This window comes from Nocardia sp. N2S4-5 (genome assembly GCF_044628355.1).
Taxonomy (GTDB): Bacteria; Actinomycetota; Actinomycetes; order Mycobacteriales; family Mycobacteriaceae; genus Nocardia; species Nocardia wallacei_B.
The window spans coordinates 3,695,325-3,713,000 of sequence record NZ_JBIUPM010000001.1; the positions used below are offsets into that span (position 1 = coordinate 3,695,325).

At 67.4% G+C, this 17,676-nt stretch carries 15 protein-coding genes and 1 tRNA gene; 6 read left to right on the top strand and 10 right to left on the bottom strand.

Annotation, left to right across the window (positions count from 1 at the left end; translation table 11 throughout):
* Positions 1–80 precede the first annotated feature (80 nt).
* The 3 genes from ACFMRZ_RS16935 (at position 81) to ACFMRZ_RS16945 (ending at position 5,155) form a co-directional block, all read left to right on the top strand.
* A complete protein-coding gene (locus tag ACFMRZ_RS16935; protein ID WP_400179897.1) occupies positions 81–1,406 on the top strand; it encodes an MFS transporter in 1,326 nt (441 codons plus the stop codon).
* A 248-nt stretch (positions 1,407–1,654) separates the two neighbouring features.
* Positions 1,655–3,115, top strand: a complete 1,461-nt coding sequence (locus tag ACFMRZ_RS16940; protein WP_400179898.1) for an MDR family MFS transporter — start codon at positions 1,655–1,657, stop codon at positions 3,113–3,115.
* A gap of 180 nt (positions 3,116–3,295) precedes the next feature.
* A complete protein-coding gene (locus ACFMRZ_RS16945) occupies positions 3,296–5,155 on the top strand; it encodes a hypothetical protein (protein ID WP_400179899.1) in 1,860 nt (619 codons plus the stop codon).
* A gap of 125 nt (positions 5,156–5,280) precedes the next feature.
* Here ACFMRZ_RS16945 and ACFMRZ_RS16950 read toward each other — a convergent pair whose 3' ends face one another.
* The 3 genes from ACFMRZ_RS16950 to ACFMRZ_RS16960 form a co-directional block, all read right to left on the bottom strand.
* Positions 5,281–5,601: a hypothetical protein gene (locus ACFMRZ_RS16950; protein WP_280271986.1), complete on the bottom strand. Its 321-nt coding sequence runs from the start codon at positions 5,599–5,601 to the stop codon at positions 5,281–5,283.
* 70 nt (positions 5,602–5,671) lie between these two features.
* Positions 5,672–6,016, bottom strand: coding sequence for a hypothetical protein (locus ACFMRZ_RS16955; protein ID WP_400179900.1), 345 nt, complete (start codon positions 6,014–6,016; stop codon positions 5,672–5,674).
* Between the two features lies 1 nt (position 6,017).
* Positions 6,018–6,338 (bottom strand): hypothetical protein, encoded by a 321-nt coding sequence (locus ACFMRZ_RS16960; RefSeq protein ID WP_400179901.1) that lies wholly within the window; start codon positions 6,336–6,338, stop codon positions 6,018–6,020.
* Positions 6,339–6,560: 222 nt separating this feature from the next.
* Between ACFMRZ_RS16960 and ACFMRZ_RS16965 the strand changes: the two genes are divergently transcribed.
* Positions 6,561–7,256, top strand: coding sequence for a hypothetical protein (locus ACFMRZ_RS16965; protein WP_400179902.1), 696 nt, complete (start codon positions 6,561–6,563; stop codon positions 7,254–7,256).
* 775 nt (positions 7,257–8,031) lie between these two features.
* Positions 8,032–8,493 (top strand): hypothetical protein, encoded by a 462-nt coding sequence (locus ACFMRZ_RS16970; RefSeq protein WP_400182889.1) that lies wholly within the window; start codon positions 8,032–8,034, stop codon positions 8,491–8,493.
* Between the two features lie 952 nt (positions 8,494–9,445).
* On the opposite strand, the gene ACFMRZ_RS16975 is transcribed toward ACFMRZ_RS16970, so the two are convergent.
* Complete coding sequence (locus ACFMRZ_RS16975) at positions 9,446–10,519, bottom strand: hypothetical protein (RefSeq protein WP_400179903.1); 1,074 nt, start codon at positions 10,517–10,519, stop codon at positions 9,446–9,448.
* A gap of 257 nt (positions 10,520–10,776) precedes the next feature.
* Here ACFMRZ_RS16975 and ACFMRZ_RS16980 point away from each other — a divergent pair, with 257 nt between their 5' ends.
* Positions 10,777–11,937, top strand: coding sequence for an FAD-binding protein (locus tag ACFMRZ_RS16980; protein WP_400179904.1), 1,161 nt, complete (start codon positions 10,777–10,779; stop codon positions 11,935–11,937).
* On the opposite strand, the gene ACFMRZ_RS16985 is transcribed toward ACFMRZ_RS16980, so the two are convergent.
* From ACFMRZ_RS16985 to ACFMRZ_RS17010, 6 genes are all read right to left on the bottom strand, one after another.
* Positions 11,900–12,988 carry a hypothetical protein gene (locus ACFMRZ_RS16985; RefSeq protein WP_400179905.1) on the bottom strand — a complete coding sequence of 363 codons (1,089 nt, stop codon included), beginning with the start codon at positions 12,986–12,988 and terminating at the stop codon, positions 11,900–11,902. The two genes, ACFMRZ_RS16980 and ACFMRZ_RS16985, sit on opposite strands and share 38 nt — an antisense overlap.
* Before the next feature lie 464 nt (positions 12,989–13,452).
* A tRNA-Leu gene (locus ACFMRZ_RS16990) sits at positions 13,453–13,526 on the bottom strand.
* A 55-nt stretch (positions 13,527–13,581) separates the two neighbouring features.
* Positions 13,582–15,048, bottom strand: coding sequence for a peptide MFS transporter (locus ACFMRZ_RS16995; protein WP_280271994.1), 1,467 nt, complete (start codon positions 15,046–15,048; stop codon positions 13,582–13,584).
* Positions 15,049–15,467: 419 nt separating this feature from the next.
* Positions 15,468–16,415, bottom strand: a complete 948-nt coding sequence (locus tag ACFMRZ_RS17000) for an exopolyphosphatase (protein ID WP_400179906.1) — start codon at positions 16,413–16,415, stop codon at positions 15,468–15,470.
* Positions 16,408–16,944, bottom strand: coding sequence for a DUF501 domain-containing protein (locus ACFMRZ_RS17005; RefSeq protein WP_280271996.1), 537 nt, complete (start codon positions 16,942–16,944; stop codon positions 16,408–16,410). Before ACFMRZ_RS17005 ends, ACFMRZ_RS17000 begins: the two co-directional genes overlap by 8 nt.
* Positions 16,941–17,579, bottom strand: a complete 639-nt coding sequence (locus tag ACFMRZ_RS17010) for a septum formation initiator family protein (protein ID WP_400179907.1) — start codon at positions 17,577–17,579, stop codon at positions 16,941–16,943. Before ACFMRZ_RS17010 ends, ACFMRZ_RS17005 begins: the two co-directional genes overlap by 4 nt.
* Positions 17,580–17,676 lie beyond the last annotated feature (97 nt).

Genomic DNA, 17,676 nt, shown 5'->3' on the forward strand with positions numbered 1-17,676 from the left:
GCTGCTCCGATGCTAGACGGTCGCCACCAAATGTTTATCATACCCGCGAGCCGGGCGTCTTCTCGAATACGCTGCGCTGCATGACCGAAGTTTCGGGGCGGGCGACGATCGGGCAGGCCGCCGGACGAGGGCAAGTCGTGGCGTGGGGGCTGTGGGACTGGGGCTCGTCCGCGTTCCAGGCCGTGATCCTGACCTTCGTGTTCTCGGTCTACCTCACCGACACCGTGGGCGACGACCTGCCCGGCGGGATCTCGGCGAGCTCCTGGCTCGGCTGGGCGTTGGGACTGTCCGGTCTGTTCGTCGCGGTCACCGCACCGGTCAGCGGGCAGTGGTTCGACGCCACCGCCCGCCGCCGACTCTCGCTCGCCGTGCTGACCGGGCTCACGATCATGGTGATGGCGGCGATGTTCTTCGTGCACGACGACCACCGCGAACTGTGGCTGGGTCTGCTGTTGCTCGGGCTCGGTTCGGCCGCCTTCGAACTGGCCGGGGTGCCCTACAACGCGATGCTGCGGCAGGTCTCCACCCCGGCGACGGTCGGCCGGGTGTCCGGATTCGGTTGGGCGATGGGCTATTTCGGCGGCATTCTGCTGTTGCTGATCTGCTATTTCGGGTTCATCGCCGGCGACGGCGACAACCGCGGGCTGCTGGACGTGCCCACGCAGGACGGGCTGAACATCCGGCTCGTCGCGGTGTTCGCGGCGGTCTGGTTCGCGGCCTTCGCGGTGCCGATGCTGATGGCGATCCCCGAACTGCCGCGCACGACGGCCGATCCCGGGGCGGCGCGGGCCGGGTTCTTCGCGTCCTATCGCGTGCTGTGGCGCGACCTGCGCGACCTGTGGACCGCCGATCGGCGCACGGTGGGGTTCCTGGTGGCGAGCGCGGTGTTCCGCGACGGTCTGGCCGGCGTGTTCACCTTCGGCGCGGTGCTGGCCGTGCGGGTGTACGGCATCGCCGACGACGATGTGCTGCTGTTCGGCATCGCCGCGAATGTGGTGGCCGCGCTCGGCGCGCTCGTCGCGGGCCGGTTCGACGACACCGTCGGGCCCAAGGCGGTCATCGTGGCGTCGCTGATCGCGATGCTGGTGTGTGGCGCGGCGCTGCTGGTCGTGTCGGGGCCGGTGCTGTTCTGGGTGTTCGGGCTGCTGCTCACCATCTTCGTCGGCCCCGCGCAGGCCGCGGCGCGCAGCTTCCTCGTCCGGCTCGCACCGCCGGGTCGCGAAGGTCAGATGTTCGGCCTCTACACCACCACCGGACGCGCGGTGTCGTTCCTGGCGCCGACGCTGTTCGGCCTGTTCGCCTGGGGCTTCGGGGCCGATCGCGCGGGCATCGTGGGACTGTTGCTGGTGCTGGGCATCGGGTTGGCGGCGTTGCTGCCCGTGCGCGCGCCCGAGCGGACGCCGTGACCAGCGTCACGATTATGCCCCGCGACCTGTCGAAATGGTTGTCCACCAGGCATTTACCCAGCTATCGAGTGCTGTCGGGCATCGGAAAACCGGATGCTCCGGCCGACGTCCGCCGGGAATACTGAGCGGCGACCGATGAGTTGAGCCGTCCATCCCCGTCCGATCTCATGTGGCACGGGATACGGCAGTCGAAGACTCGCCCGGGGCCACACAGTCCCCATTTCGAGCACGCCCCCCGGAGGTACCCGATGTCCGCCGCCAGAACCGATCGCCCGACCGGGCGGCGGACACCGCCAGTCATCAGATTACTGGTGCTCGCCACCTTCACGGTGATTCTCAACGAGACCATCATGATCAACGCGATCCCGCGGCTCATGAGCGATCTGCACGTCAGCGAGCGGTCGGCGCAGTGGGTGTCCACCGCGTTCATGCTCACCATGGCGGCGATCATCCCGGTCACCGGATGGTTCCTGCAGCGGGTCACCACCCGCCGCGCCTACGCCATCGCGATGGGCGTGTTCCTCGCGGGCACGGCGCTGTCGGCCGTCGCACCGACGTTCGAGGTGCTGCTGCTCGGCCGGATCGTCCAGGCGGGCGGCACCGCGGTGATGATGCCGCTGCTGATGACCACGCTGATGACGGTGGTGCCCGAGCAGGATCGCGGTCGCGTCATGGGCAACGTCACCCTGGCCATCTCGGTGGCGCCCGCCATGGGTCCGGTGATCTCCGGGCTCGTCCTGCAGATCGCTTCGTGGCGTTGGCTTTTCGTGCTGGTGCTGCCGATCGCCGGCATCGTGACCTGGTTCGGCCTGCGGCAGCTGGAGAATGTCGGCGAACCGGAGACGGGCGCGATCGACTGGTTCAGCGTGGCGCTCTCGGCGCTCGGCTTCGGCGGACTCGTGTACGGCCTGAGCCGATTCGAGACCCACAATGTCGCGACCCCCGCGGTGATCGTCGTGGCCGGACTGGCCGTGATCGTGCTGTTCGTCCTGCGTCAGCTGCGCCTGCAGCGCACCAGCGTGCCGCTGCTGGACATGCGGGTGCTGCGATCGGGCACCTACGCCAAGGCGCTGACCCTGATGGCCGTGGCGTTCCTGGCCATGCTCGGCTCGATGATCCTGCTGCCGCTGTATCTGCAGAACCTGCGCGAACTCAGCCCGCTGCAGACCGGCCTGCTGGTGATGCCGGGCGGCCTGGCGATGGGCCTGCTCGGCCCGACCATCGGCCGGTTGTACGACCGGTTCGGCGGGCGGGTGCTGGTCATCCCCGGTTCGATCGGCGTCGCCGCCGCGCTGGCCGGCTTCACCCAGATCTCGCTGACCATGCCGTACTGGGCGCTGCTGGCGCTGCACATCCTGCTGATGGTGTCGCTGGCCGCGGCCTTCACCCCCGTGTTCACCCTGGGTCTGGGCGCCCTGCCCGCGCACCTCTACTCCCACGGCAGTTCCATGCTGGGCACGCTGCAGCAGGTCGCCGCGGCCCTGGGCACCGCCCTGGTCGTGACGATCATGTCGGCCCGCAGCACCGCCCTGGTGGCCGACGGCGCCGACCCCGTCACCGCCCACCTCGACGGCATGAAATTGGCCTTCGCCGTCTCCGCCGCCCTGGCCCTGATCGTGATAGTCATGGCGATCCTGCTCCCCAACCGCTCCACCAGTCCGGAGCAGCCGGACGAGGCGGAGTCCGAGGCGGAGTTGATCAACAGCTGATAGGGGAATTCACGGCCGAGCGGGGTTCGCCGCCCACGCTCGGCCGTTTCCCATATTTGGGGACTCGGCATAATCGGGGCAGACGTCGCACCGATCGGATCGACGGGCCAGTGCCGTGGCCCTCGCCCCGGCGCAGCTGTTGTACCGATTGCGGCGAGACCACTTGTCGAGGGGTGCGCAGTGACCAAGTACTACCAGTACGCGTCTTCGGACGGCAAGCTCACGAAGTCGGAGGACATCCCCAGGTCGGGCTACTTCACCGGCCAGGAGAGCCCGGGTGGCGAGGTCACCCTCTACCAGGCGAATCCTGACGATCCCGCGCATCCGATACGAGTCAGAAGCTGGTCCTTCGACGACTACAAAGAAAACGGCATCGATTACCGCGCCGACGGTACCGCCTTCCATATCAAATGGGAAGACAATAACTCGGTATTCGACAGAGATGCGTCGGACGACCGGAACCTGCCGATGTCATGGACGGACTTTCTCGGTAATCAGAATGATCCGAACCCCGGGGACAAGTTTTCGAATTTCAAGCTGGAGATTCCGGTGCCGCCGGGGAGCGCGGTATCGAATGATCTGAAAGTCGCCATCGGTGTGGCGAACGACGAGTTGCGGTATCTGATGTATCAGATGGGGACGGAGAGCAAGGAGAAGCCGTCGCTGCTGATCTCGCCGTCCGAGAACGACAAGAATGCGATGGACAAGAATCTGTCGGAGTCGTTCATGAACACGATCGCGTCGGGACAGACCGCGGACGGGTACTTGTCGGCGATCACGTATCTGGAAGCGCTCGCGGACGAGTGGAACAGTAAGGATTCGCAGTATCTGCTGACCGAGCAGACGCTGGGTAACCTGAACGGCCGCTACTACAAGAGCATGTGGGACCGGATCCAAACGGTACGTGAGCACATGTTCGACAGCATGAAAGAACTCGACGGCACCGAGACCACCTGGATCGCCGAGCAATTGGGGAAGCCCAAGGCCGACCGGGCCGCGATCGTCAAGGACCTGTCCGACGACAAGCAGAACACGGCCGGGCTGGAAGCGATGCTGCGAGAGCCCGGGATCCAGCACGTGATCGAGGAACGGCCGCTGTTCAACATGATTCGGGAAGCGGTCGTGGGCTGCCGCGACGACGTGGTCTCCTACGTGGACACCGTCGCCGACCTCCCCTTCGACACCGGCACACCCGCGCCCGCCCCCGCACCGGCGCCCGCGCCGGCACCGTCTCCCTCCCCGTCGCCCTCGCCCTCCCCGTCACCCTCGCCTTCGCCCGCACCATCGCCCGCACCGTCGCCGTCACCGGTCCCCACACCGGCTCCCACACCCACCCCCACGCCGACACCGACACCCACGCCGACACCCTCACCGACCGCGACGCCCGTATCCGACACCACCGGTAACGACGACTTCAGCAACCTGTTCAGCGACCTCGACCTGACAGGTGAGGACGGCAGCGCCCTCAGCGACGAGAGCGGCCTCGTCACCGCCGACGGTTCACCCACCGGCGGTGTCACCCCGGTGGCCAATACCACCGGCAACACCGGCGGCAACAACGCGGGCAGCGGCGGCGGTGACCCGCTCGGCGGACTCGGCAATATCGCGCCCCTGCTGATGTCCGCGCTCTCCAGCGCACTCGGTGGCGCGGGCAACCTCCTCGGCGGCGACAAAGACAAAGAGGGCGACAAGCCCACCGAAGAGGACATCAAGGAACGCGAAAAGACCGCCTACGAAGCCGGCGTCCAGTCACAGCAGCAGACCGTCACCGCCCAGCAAGCGTCCTTCACCCAGCAAGGCACCGGCGCGACCGACCCCAATGCCGCCGCCACCCAACCCGCCGGCGTCACGGCACCCGCCGGTGCGACCGCTCCCACCGGCAACGGCGCCCCGCCCCCCGGGGCCGTCACCGCACCCGCCGGCAACGGCACCCCACCGCCCCTCAACACCGCCAACGCCCAACCCGCACCCACGGTCGCCTCTCCGCCCCCCATCGCCACTGCGCAAGACCCCAGCGCCATCGAGCCACCGAAGGTCTGACGCGACACACAGTTCGCCGCGGGATAAAAGCCGAATGCCGATGGTCGTCCGGGTCGACGACCATCGGCAGAGAGCGAAAAAGTGGTTATCGCACCGTCGGCACATGCCGAACGGGATTGGCGGACTTACACTTCCGGCGCGCTGCCCCGGACTTGCGACCCGCCGTGGATATCCGTGGTCGAGAAGTTGCGCGAAGCCCCGTACGCGTTGTCACCGGTTGTCTCGTGACCCTCGGCCTTCGTATTCCAGCCGGTCTCGTGAGCGGTCCGATACTGCCCGTCCGACCAGACGAGGTACGAGTGGGCGGCATACCCGTAGGCACCGTAGAACTTGTTGCGGTACTCGTCGTTGGTCTTGGCGCGCTCGCGACTCGCGGGTGCCACACCGTGGTTGTCACTGCCGCTTTGATGCAGATTGTCCGGGTCCTGATTGACGGGTCGCGCCATGCCGAGTGCCTCTTTCTTTCCGACCGAACTCTTTGCAGTGTCGCACGTCCCCAATCGTGGGAATGCGCGGTCAGTAGCTGCCGCCGAATTCCTGCTTCTCGGCGAGGCGGTACTGAGCCTCGGTGGGGAGGCCGAGCGCGTCGGCGAGGCTCCCGTTTCCGTACCGCTGGACCAACTCCGCGCGGCGGCCGGCCCTGGCCTTCATATGAGCCAGCCGGGCGAGCCGGACTATCTCGGCGGCGAGCCAGCTGTCGGTGGATTCCCACACCTCGTCGTCGAGGTGCAGTCCGACCACGATGCCGTTGCGTTCACACGCGACACCCACCGAATAGTCGGGGTTGAAGACCTCGTAGACCTGATTCTGCGGCACGTGGTCGCTGTGGACCGCGGCATCGACGTCACCCGGCGTCGCCATTTCACTCCTCACGGCCTGCCCGGCGGGTTTCGGGCCACTCGGTCGCCTGCACCGCCAGCCGGTGCTGTCGCAGCGCGTCGATCGTGCTCTCCTGGATCGCACCCACGATCTCGGCAGCCAACTGTTGCCGGGTCATTATCTCGATCGTGCCCGGGGCGATGTACAGATCCGTGAGCCTGGCTTCGGCATCGACTTCCGGAATCACCCGCGAGGTCGGAGATGGCCGCCTGGCCCGGATCCGGTCGATCCGTTCCTGCATCTCATCGATCGTGTGGATGAATTCCTTGCTCGAACCGAGCGCAGCCACCGTCTCGGGATGCATCTCGACCATGATGGCCCCACTCTCCAGGACAAGCTCACCGTCCGGCCGGTGACGTGTCGCCTCCTCCAGGCAACAGACCTCATTATCCCCACTCCCCACAATTGGGAAGAAGGCGCGAAGGGGCCTGTTATACCACCGGGCCGGCGGGTTCCCAGAGGAGGCGGCCTCGGTTTGCGCGCGGTACCGTTCTCTCAGTCGGTCAGCCCTTTCTTAGGTGGATGAATGGAAAAGGACCCCTCCGGGTGCGTCGTGCTGGTGCCCGCGCGGGATCACATCGACCCCGCATGTGAATACAACCTGCGGCGACTCGAGCATCTCGGATATACGGTGTGGCGCGTGTTCGGTGTTTCCGCCATCGATCAGGGACGTAATCGGCTCGCCACCAAAGCGCTGGCCAAGGGATTCGACGAATTGATGTGGATCGATTCGGACGTAAAATTCGAACCCGAATCCGTGGAAACGCTTCGATCACACGATCTTCCGATCGTGTGCGGCATCTACGCGAAGAAACATCCACGCTTCCAGCCTGCGTGCGGATTCCTGCCCGGAACCCGCAAGATTCATTTCGGAAAGCACGGCGGCCTGATGGAGATCAGGCACGCCGCCGGTGGATTCCTGTATACCAAACGCGAAGTGTACGAGAAGATCGTCGTGCACGAGCAGCTTCCGATCTGCCAGCGGAACAGCAGCCCACGCATCCCGTTCTTCCTGCCGATGGTCGTCGAGCGGGAGGACGATACCTGGTATCTCGGCGAGGATTTCGCGTTCTGCGAGCGCGCCCGGCGTTCCGGATTCAGCATTTTCGCCGACACCAGGATCCGCCTGGAACACATCGGCAGATACAACTACTCATGGGACGACGCGAACCAGAGCTGGGAGCGGTACACCGGGTACATCATTCACCTGAACGGGAGGTGAAGATCAAGATCCGCAATAGCGGCGTCAGATCTTCGGCGGTTCCGCGGCGCCGGGGCTTTGGGCGGCGGTGACGGGCGGCGGAGTGGCGGCCGCGGTGATGGCCGTGGGGTTGGGTTCGGGGTTCGCTGTGTCGTTCGGGTCGGCGATACCCGAGGGATGGCGGAATCCTTGGAAGGCGCCGTAGTTGCTGTCCTGCGGGTTCTGCGGGTCGAGCGGGATGAGTTGGCCGTTGTCGACATAGCTGAGCGTGCCGTTGTCGACGACGATGAGGGCGCTGTGGTTGGACCATTGGACGATATCGCCGGTTTGGAGTTTGTTGAGATCGTTGACGATGGTCCAGCGGTGGTCACCGGTGGACTCGCCGGGAGTGCCGGCGTACGCGGCATTGGCGTCGACGGCCCCGCCGTGGAGTTGCCGGTTGAGGGCGTCGGCGACGGTGGTGGGGACCTGCTGGGTGACTCCGTCGCGGATGGGGAAGTCGACCATGGCGCCGGGCGCGTTGACCGGAGGCGGGTTGCCGTTGCCGGTGGGCGCGGTGACGGCGCCGGGCTGGGCCGCGCCGGCGGCGTTGGGGTCGGTGGCGGCGGGCTGGGCGTAGCCGGCCTGCTGGGCCGTGACGGTCTGCTGAGATTGCGCCCCGGCTTCGTAGGCGGCCCGCTCGCGCTCCTTGATCTCGTCTTCGCTCGGTTTGTCGTCGTCTTTGTCTTTGTTGCCGCCGAGCAGGTTTCCCGCGCCACCGAGTCCGCTGGTGAGCATGGTCAGCAGCATGGGAAGGATGGAGGTGAGTCCGCCGAGGGCGTCACCACCACCACCGCCGCCTCCCGTGTTGCCACCGGTATTGCCGCCGGTGTTGCCCGCGGTGACGCCGCTGCCCGTGGGGAGACCGTTGCCGGTGGTGCCGTTGCCCGCGGTGACGAGTCCGCCGTCGGTGTCGGCGCCGATCGGATTGCCGTCCTCACCGGTCAGGTCGAGGTCGCTGAACAGGTTGCTGAAGTCCTCGTTACCGGTGTTGTCAGCGGGGGTCGGCGTCGGAGTCGGCGTGGGGGTGGGAGTCGGTGTCGGTGTGGGTGTAGGCGTCGGCACCGGGGTCGGCGAGGGAGACGGTGACGGGGAGGGCGCGGGAGACGGCGAGGGGGACGGTGACGGCGAGGGAGACGGCGAGGGCGCGGGGGCCGGCGCCGGCGCCGGCGCCGGTGTACCGATGTCGAAAGGAAGCTCGGCGACGGTGTCCACGTAGGAGACCACGTCGTCGCGGCAGCCCACGACCGCTTCCCGAATCATGTTGAACAGCGGCCGTTCCTCGATCACGTGCTGAATCCCGGGCTCCCGCAGCGCTTCTTCCAACCCGGCCTTGTCCCGCTTGCCCTCGGGCAGATCCTTGACGATCGCGGCGCGGTCGGCCTCAGCCTTCTCGAACTGCCCGTCGATCCAGGTCGTCTCGGTGCCGTCGAGTTCCCGCATGCTGTTGAACATGTGCTCACGCACCGTCTGGATCCGGTCCCACATGCTCTTGTAGTAGCGGCCGTTCAGGTTACCCAGCGTCTGCTCGGTCAGCAGATACTGCGAATCCTTGCTGTTCCACTCGTCCGCGAGCGCTTCCAGATACGTGATCGCCGACAAGTACCCGTCCGCGGCCTCACCCGACGCGATCGTGTCCATGAACGACTTCGTCAGATTCTTGTCCATCGTATTATTGTCGTTCTCGGACGGCGAGAGCAGCAGCGACGGTTTCTCTCTGTTCTCCGTCCCCATCTGATACATCAGATACCGCAACTCGTCGTTCGCCACCGAAATGGCCGCTTTCAAATCATTCGACACCCCCGATCCCGGCGGAATCGGAATTTCCAGCTTGAAATCGGAAAACTTGTCCCCGGCCTTCGGGTCCTCCCGTTTACCGAGAAAGTCGGATTCGAGATGATGATTGACGAGTGCGGGAATCTTGTCGTCGTGTTGCAGAGCATCGACAAGAAGGGAATACTTCTCCTTGTCTCCGTCCGAGGCATCATCGACCAGATCTTCTCGAATGCCCATACCGAGGCTCTTGATGACCTCGGCCATCTGGTCCGGTGGCAGGTCGTTGAGATCCCTCAGGTAATCGCCGACCTTGTCGTCGTCGACGTCGCCGAACCACATGGCGTCATCCCAGTCGCCCCTGAGATCATTGACCAGTTGGTCCTTGTTCCTGCCCATCAGGATCTCCTGCCCTCACCATTTCCGACGGGTCCGGTCCGGCCTCGGAAATATTCCGCCGCATCCACCGAAACATCCGTGTGCGGTGCTGCCGGGATGAGTGGATGCTCCACGATCTGGCCATACGTATACAACGCATCGCGCAGCGTCTGCTCGCCCGGCTCCCCAGCCGCAAGCAACAGCAGTTCGCCTGCGCGACGCTCGAACATCAACGCGCGCAGGGCATCCGCGCCGGGTGGGTCCACCGGGGTTCCGACGGCAGATTCGGAAACATCCAGCCGCCGAGACCTCGATACGGCCGCCAGCATGCCGTCGGCGTCCCGAAGCTGCCCCCACCAGCTTGCCGGAATCTCTCGACCGGCACACAACGCTTCTAGGGTCCGGTGACGCAGGTCGTGGTACGCCGTCAGATCTCCACCCGCGTCGATCACCGCGGCCCGCACCCTCGCGTCCGCGTCTCGGGCGAGCTCGAGGCAGGTGGCCCGAACGTCCCCTTCGGACGCCTCCGCGGCACGGCGCAGCGACTCGTCGGACCCGGCGATCATGAGCCGATCGACGAGGCCCACGCCGGGCGACGCGAGGTCGACTCCGGACCTGAAGGCTTCCACCTGGTCCTCGACGAGAACCCCGCCGCCCAGACCCGCGCGGACCGTTGCCGGAATACGCCGGGACGACGCCAGTGCGCTGATCCGACCACGACCGCGACTCTCACCGAGCAGGCCGAATTCGACGAGCGCACGAGAGGGGTCGGCAACGCCCTCCAACGGAGCGATGAGTTCGTCGGCCGGTTTCCGGCGAATCACCGGCCAGCGCCACGGGGTGGTGACCTCCACCGGCAGGAACAGTCCCGGCGGCAACCAACCGCGCCCCTCCGTGGTGTTCAGCAGCACCAGGGCGCCCGTCGAGGTTCTGAGTATCGCCACTGCCCACTCCAGGCCGGCTGCCGAGGCGGGCGCGTCGGCAAGGATCGCGGCAACCAGAGCGCGGGCGAGATGCAGGTCGCCGTCGTCGGATTCCCCGACGAAGAAAGGCGGAGGAACCGATCCTCCCGCCACCGCCTCGGCTGCCGCCACGAGTGGACCTCTCGGCAAGACCATGGGTCGGCCCCTCGTCTGTGGCACAGTCATCCCTCCGCCCGGCTACCTGGGACGTATTGTTCCGCCTTCTCGCGGATGGGGATCCACATGTATTCCCATAGACGGGAAGTGATTACAGTGTCCGGCGGGCAGGTCATCGCCGATACCGGACCAGTTTCGCGAGGTTCATCATCGAGGAATTCGTTACCGATTTCGGCGGTCTGGCGCACGCCGTCCCGAAGGCCGTGCATCGAATGCCGACGGCGATTCCCGCCGCGCTGCTCGGGTCGGGTAAGCCGACGACATTACGTGGCGCGGGCCATTCCTGCGGCGGCCAGACCGTCACCGAAAACGAACTTCTCGTCACCTACGCGCCGGACACATACGCACGTGACATCCGCGATCTCGGCGGCGGCCTGATCGAGGTGCCGTCGGGAGCGAGCTGGTACGCCCTGGAGCGACACCTCAACCGACACGGACGATCGGTTCCGGTGCTTCCCAATTACCTGCACATGTCGGTCGGCGGCACGCTGTCGGTCGGGGGTATCGGAATCACCTCCGCGCGCCACGGCATGCAGATCGACCACATCGAACGCATCCGGCTGATCGACGGGACCGGGGCCGCCCGGTGGTGTTCCCGCACAGACCATCCGGAGCTGTTCCGGTTCGCGCTGGGCGGGCTCGGCACCGTCGGACTGATCGAGCGGGTCGTGCTGCGGTCGGCGCCGTACCGCCGCTACGCCCACGTGCACCGCGCGCACCATCGCACCATCGCCGATCTCGTCGAGCACACCGAGCGAATCGCACGCTGTGAGGAGGTCGACATCTTCTGGGCGTCGGTGCGCCGCAACCGCTTTCGCTCCGCGACCGGCTGGATCTCCGACGAACCGGAGCACTGCGATGCCGAAACCTGTGTGCGAGTGCCGGATCTGCCGTTCGCTTGGGATCGCGAGCCGGAGCGGGCCGCCGATCGCGTGCGCCTGTGGACCGACTACCTCGTGCCCGCCGGGCAGCTGGCGCCGATGGTCGCGGCGGTGGAGACCCATCGGCTCCGGCCGCCCCTCGATCGAGCCCGCACGATGCTCTATCTCCTGATCGTGCGCCGTCGCGCCGACGCCGTTCCGTTCGCCTTCGCACCGGCCGGAAATGTGCCCGTCTCGATCGGAGTGGGCATCTACACCTGGGTCGATCGCGACCCGGCCGCTACCGCCGCCGTTCGCGGAGTATTCGACGATCTGCTGCGACGCTGCTGCGAATTGGGCGGGCGCCCTTACCTGTACGGGGCCGACGACCTCGACGCCGCCTTGGCCGAGCGACTCTACGGGGCCGATCCGAGCCGACTTCGGCAGCTGCGCTCCGCGCATCGGCTGGAGCATGTCAACGCTCACCTCGGGCTGGTGCGGCACTCGCTGTGATCCACAGCGGTGTGCCGTAGACATTCAACTTGTCGATTCCGCTGTCCGGGGAGAAACCCAGCCCGACACCCGAATAACGCCAGACCGCTCCGGCCGTCTCGGCCGCCTGTGCGAGGGCATCGACGGCATCGGTGCTCCCGTGATGCCGGGCAGCGAGTGCACGGGCCAGCTCGGTCACGTCGGTGTGCCGCTTACCGAGCAGGTAGAGCGTCACAGAACTCTTTCCGTGACGGTGTGCGCGGCAGAGAGCAAGGTTGTACTGCCGCACCGGGTTCGCCTCCGCGCCGCAGCGGGCGAACTCCGCCAACATCTCCGCGATCGGGTCGCCGAGATATCGGACCAACTCCTCCGGCACCGCCGGGTCGTTGTACCGCGTGGAGAGATAGATCTTGTGGGTCAGGTCGCCACCGGCATCCACTTCCAACGCGGCCGCGACCGGTCCCACGAACTTCCGGCCCTCGGGCACCGACACCGATCCGGCGAACTCGGGCCACGCTCGGCACAATCTGTCCACGGCTCCGGGCACCACCCGCAGGTTCGCGTAGACCTTCAGGTACGCGGCGTGGCGCGGTAGCGCGGCTCGATGCGTGATCCCGGCCCAGGTGACGAAGCGATGCCGCCTGGACACGGCCGCCGGGTCGGGGTAGACGGTCGCTACGAAGGACCGCAGCAGTTCGGCGACCGTGGAGTCGGCCTCCGGCAAGCGTGCGACCAGGTCCGGGATCGTGGCGAGTTGGACGGCTGCGCGCCGGGCGAATTCCGTTTGCTCCGTTGCTGTTTCGGTGACGTAGCGCAGGGCCGGGACCACCTCGCCGCGGCCTCCCGTCACGCTCACCTCGAGCGGGAATCCGGAGAGGGTCAGCGTGGTGGCCCGCCGTCCGTCCGGCCACACCGGGTGCAGCCGCGCGCCGCAGGCGCTCGCCGCCACGGCGCGAACGGTCGCCGCGTCGGATCCCAACCCCAACCTCTCGGTCGCGGCGACGAGGTAGTCCCCGACGACGCGGGACTCCACCACCCTCGGCGCACCCGCGACGTCCACCACATCGGTCATCTCAGGACGTTCCTCGCGCCGCGCCGGACGGGCCCTCGAGCATGCCGTACCGGTCCTTTCCACCATCGATGAATACATTCTCGGGCCTTCCCGCCGGTGACGGCCGAGAGACCCGGCGCGCCGGTCCCCACCCCGCGGAAGCTGGTTTGCTGCAAGGAAACTGACGGGTCGGCCACACCCTGGCAACCAGGGCGGCCACTCGGCGCGGGCATGACGGCGTCCGGTTGCGTCACCACGTACGGGCGCCCCGACAGCACCATCCGGGAGCGCAGTGACGAGGATCACAAAGCCGTACGGCGGCACACCCGGCGAACGCGTCCCCGCACCGCCGCGTCGCCGGTGCCTGCGCCGAGCGTTTCGACCACGCCGACGCGGTCGCGGACATGATGGGCGCGGGCACCGAGCGGGCCGCACAGGGATGTAACACAGCCGGACCGGAGGACCGATTACCTGCTGTGTCGTCGTGCCCCCGGTCGGGATCGAACCGACACTGGACGGATTTTAAGTCCGCTGCCTCTGCCAATTGGGCTACGGGGGCGTCCGGTCAACCTATCAAACTTGTACGGGCGTCTCGGAATTATCCGAAAGTTTGCTCAGTGGACTCCCTCCATCAGACGGCTGACCCGTGGAGCGAAGAAGTAGACCACGATGCCGACGGCGATGGCGACCAGGCCGGTGGTGCCGAAGTAGGCGATCTCGTGCCCGGGGTCGTAGTACTTCGACAGCACACCCGACATCGCGGTGCCGAGGCCGACGGAGAAGAAGTAGAGGGCCATCATCTGTGCCCGGAAGGCTTCGGGCGCAAGCTGAGTCGTCACCGCGAGGCCGATGGGCGACAGCAGCAGTTCGGACACCGCGAACCCGCCCAGGACGAGGAACACCAGCACCGCCGGCACCGTCTTGCCGTCGAAACCGGCGAGCGCCACGAACAGCAGGAACGACGCGCCCATGCCGATCACGCCGTAGGCGAACTTGCGCGGCGTGGTCGGTGCGCGATTGCCCAGCCTGGTCCACAGGATCGCGAACAGCGGCGACAGCACGATGATCCAGACCGGGTCGGCCGAGCCGACCCAGCTCGACGGCGCGGTCCAGCCGAACAGCGACCAGTTCATCCGCTCGTCGGAGTACACCGCGAGCACGGTGAAGATCTGCTGGAACAGCGACCAGAACACGGCGTTGGCGACGAACAGCGGGATGAACGCCCGAACCCGGGTGCGCTCGACGGGCGTCACCTTGGGACTGCTCAGCATGACCGCGAAGTAGGTGATCGCCGCGATCACGATGACGCCGGTGATCACGTCGGAGAGGTTGTCCAGCGTCAGCAGCCCGGTCGCGACGGCCACCGCCACCACCACCAGCAGCCCGGCGACCGCTCCGAGCACGGGCCCGAAGCCGTTGCGCGGCAGCGGGTTCGGCACGTCGCGGCCGTGCGTGCCCAGATTGCGCCGGAACACCACGTACTGAGCGAGGCCCAGCGACATGCCGATCGCCGCCGCGCCGAAGCCGTAGTGGAATCCCACGTGCGTCTGCAGCAGGCCGGTGATCAGCGGGCCGATGAACGAGCCGATGTTGATGCCGAGGTAGAACAGCGTGAAGCCGCCGTCGGCCCGCGCGTCGCCCTTCTCGTAGAGGGTGCCCACCAGCGACGAGGCGTTCGCCTTCAGCGCGCCACTGCCCAGCGCGACCAGCACCAGGCCGACACCGACACCGGCCAGGTCCGGAATCACCGCCAGCGCGAGGTGTCCCGCCACCACCACGACACCGCCGTAGAACACGGTGCGCTCCATGCCGAGCACGCGGTCGGCGACCCAGCCGCCCAGCACGGTCGACATGTACACCAGTCCGCCGTACGCGCCGACGAGTCCGGTGGCGGTGGACTTCTCCAGCCCGAGCCCGCCCTCGGTGGCCGAGTAGTACAGGTAGTAACCCAGGATCGTGACCATGCCGTAGAACGAGAACCGTTCCCACAGCTCGACTCCGAACAGGTTCACCAAGCCGATCGGATGCCCGAACAGGGTGCGTTCGGCACTCCGCTGCGGTGGGTGGACCACTCCGGTCATGTACTCGACCTTTCCATGCACGCAATTCTCCAGCAACCGGATCGCAGTTGCGGTGATTCGGCGGGCCGGGTTTCGGCGCGCCGCCGCAGCAGACTAACTGGACGCATGAATTTACGAGATGGATTCCGGTCAGGATGTTCAGGTCATGAGCGGTTCGCACGCAGAGTGCCCAAGCCGGCCGGTTCGGACTTGCCAGAATGCGCGACGGCGACACGACATCCCTCCCCTTGCGATCACCCCGGTCGGACAAAACGCCCTTCCCCGCCAATGGCTCGAATGTGCCATCTGTCTGAGAAGGACAGCAGCTTGCGAGCAATATACCGGCCGCGGCGGATTCGGACAGCACACAGGGCACGACGCGACGCCCGACAACGGGTGCGCCGCAGCGTGATCGGGGGTGTGGGCGGGGACGCGAGCGCTCAGGCGACCGACGCGGCGATGCCGTCGAGGATGTCGTGCTCGCTGACGATCAGTTCGGTGATGCCCGCCCGGCGGGCCAGCTCGTCGGCGAGCACCTCGGCGATCACCGCGCCGCCACCGATCACATCGACCCGGCCGGGATGCATCGGCCCGAGCGCGGCGCGTTCGTCGTGGTTCATCGCGATCAGCCGATTGCACACGGCCCGAACCTGTTCCAGGCTCATGCGGGTGAGATGTACCTTCTCCGAATCGTATTCGGGCAGGTCGAGCGCCACGGCGGCGAGCGTGGTCATGGTGCCCGCGACGCCGACCCAGGTGCGCGCCCGCTCCACGGGCACCACCCCGAAGGCCTGCGCCAGCCGCTGAGAGGCGAAAAACCGTGCGGAGGCGACCTCTTCGCGGGTGGGCGGGTTGCCCTGCAGGCAGCGCTCGGTGATCCGCACACAGCCGATGTCGGCGGAGTACGCCGACTCCACGCCCGTGCTGTCGCCCAGCACCACCTCGGTGGACCCGCCGCCGAGGTCTACCACGACGAACGGCCCTTCGGCACTGGACAATTCGTCGACCGCACCGGCGAACGACAGCCGGGCCTCCTCGTCGCCGGTGATCACCTCGGCCTGCGCGCCGGGCACCACGCGGCCCAATTCCGCTGCGGCCATGGCGAAGAAGTCGTCGCGATTGCGGGCATCGCGGGTCGCGGAGGTGGCGACCATGCGCACTCGCGTGACACCCGCATCCACCATCCGGTCCACGTAGTCGTGCAGCGCCGCCCGGGTCCGCTCGATCGCCTCCGGGTGCAGTTCGCCGGTGGCGTCGACGCCTTGGCCGAGCCGCACGATCCGCATCTCCCGGTGCACGTCGGTCAGATGCTTGTCCGCGCCGACCTCCGCGATCAGCAACCGGATCGAATTCGTGCCGCAATCGACGGCGGCCACCCGGTCACTCATCGCTGTCCTTCCCCTGCTGGTACTCCACGTACTTCGGCCAGTCTGCCGCAATCGCGGTGCCGCGCAAGCCGTTGTCGGCCGCGAGCGCGACCGCCTCGTCGCCGAGCGGGTTCACCCCCGGGCCCTTCGCCAGTGCGTGCGCCATCAGCACGTGCAGGCATTTCACCCGCTCCGGCATCCCGCCGCCGCTGAAATCGGTGCCCAGCGACTCGATGGCGTCGCGCTCGGCCAGATAGCTCTCGTGCGCGGCACGGTAGGCGGCGGCCAGTTCGGCGTCGGCGCCGAGCCGCTCGGTCATGCCCTTCATGACGCCGGTCGCCTCCTGCCGGCTCGCCTCGGCGGTGAGGCGGGGATCGGTCAGGTAGTACAGCGTCGGGAACGGCGTGCCGTCGGGCAGCCGCGGCGCGGTCCGGACGACGGCCGGCTGCCCGTCCGGGGTGCGGTAGGCGATGCCGAGCACGCCGCGCGGCGGACGGCCCAACTGCCGGGCGACGATCTCCAGATCGGCCTCGCTGGCGGGCTCTGTCACCGGGGCGCTCCTTCGGGGGTCGGGGGTGGTGTGGCCGCATCCGGCTGCGGCGCGGGTTGCGGGGTCGACATGCTGCGCCACAGCTCGGTGTACCAGGGGTCGGGTTGGCGCGCCCGGGTGGCCTGGGCCGGGACGGGCGGTTGTTCGATGCCGGGCACCTGCACGATGTACGCGGTCTCGCCGGGCATCACCAGGCGCAGCCGATCGCGTGCCTCCGACTTGATGTAGGCCGGATCCTGTTGCTGCGCACGGCGATCGCGCAGGCGGGCCAGATCGTCCTCCAGTTCCCGGCGTTCCTGGGCGAGCTGGGCGGCCTCGGAACGCTGGCTGAAGTAGGTGCGCATCGGGACGGCCAGGGTCAGTGCCAGCGCGCACAGCACGGCGGCCAGGATGACCGCGCGGCCGGTGGACAGGCCGAGAATCTTGCGCTCGTGCTTGTCGCGGGCGGCGCGGGCGCGGGCCGCCCGCGAACCGCCGGTCCCAGTGCGGCGCTGCGCGGCGCGCTTACCGGCGGCGGTGCGAGCCGCGGGAGTGGAACCGGTGACCGGCTTGTCGGGGCGCGACCGGGCGGTCCGCGACGTGCGGCGGTCCCCGCGCCCGGACGGACTGGCACCGCGCGCCCGTCGCTCCGTCATCTCACACCTCGAAAATCGGCTGCCTGCGGGGCGGCGCGCGTGGATCCCGTCGTGACCATCCGGCCCCGGCACGCGCGCCGCATGACGACAGCTCCGA

Excerpts from the sequence above, each read along its gene's own strand:
- ACFMRZ_RS16935 (WP_400179897.1), top strand. The coding sequence starts at position 81 with ATGACCGAAGTTTCGGGGCGGGCGACGATCGGGCAGGCCGCCGGACGA.
- ACFMRZ_RS16940 (WP_400179898.1), top strand. The coding sequence starts at position 1,655 with ATGTCCGCCGCCAGAACCGATCGCCCGACCGGGCGGCGGACACCGCCA.
- ACFMRZ_RS16950 (WP_280271986.1), bottom strand. The coding sequence starts at position 5,601 with ATGGCGCGACCCGTCAATCAGGACCCGGACAATCTGCATCAAAGCGGC.
- ACFMRZ_RS16955 (WP_400179900.1), bottom strand. The coding sequence starts at position 6,016 with ATGGCGACGCCGGGTGACGTCGATGCCGCGGTCCACAGCGACCACGTG.
- ACFMRZ_RS16960 (WP_400179901.1), bottom strand. The coding sequence starts at position 6,338 with ATGCATCCCGAGACGGTGGCTGCGCTCGGTTCGAGCAAGGAATTCATC.
- ACFMRZ_RS16965 (WP_400179902.1), top strand. The coding sequence starts at position 6,561 with ATGGAAAAGGACCCCTCCGGGTGCGTCGTGCTGGTGCCCGCGCGGGAT.
- ACFMRZ_RS16970 (WP_400182889.1), top strand. The coding sequence starts at position 8,032 with ATGGAGGTGAGTCCGCCGAGGGCGTCACCACCACCACCGCCGCCTCCC.
- ACFMRZ_RS16980 (WP_400179904.1), top strand. The coding sequence starts at position 10,777 with ATGCCGACGGCGATTCCCGCCGCGCTGCTCGGGTCGGGTAAGCCGACG.
- ACFMRZ_RS16985 (WP_400179905.1), bottom strand. The coding sequence starts at position 12,988 with ATGACCGATGTGGTGGACGTCGCGGGTGCGCCGAGGGTGGTGGAGTCC.
- ACFMRZ_RS16995 (WP_280271994.1), bottom strand. The coding sequence starts at position 15,048 with ATGACCGGAGTGGTCCACCCACCGCAGCGGAGTGCCGAACGCACCCTG.
- ACFMRZ_RS17000 (WP_400179906.1), bottom strand. The coding sequence starts at position 16,415 with ATGAGTGACCGGGTGGCCGCCGTCGATTGCGGCACGAATTCGATCCGG.
- ACFMRZ_RS17010 (WP_400179907.1), bottom strand. The coding sequence starts at position 17,579 with ATGACGGAGCGACGGGCGCGCGGTGCCAGTCCGTCCGGGCGCGGGGAC.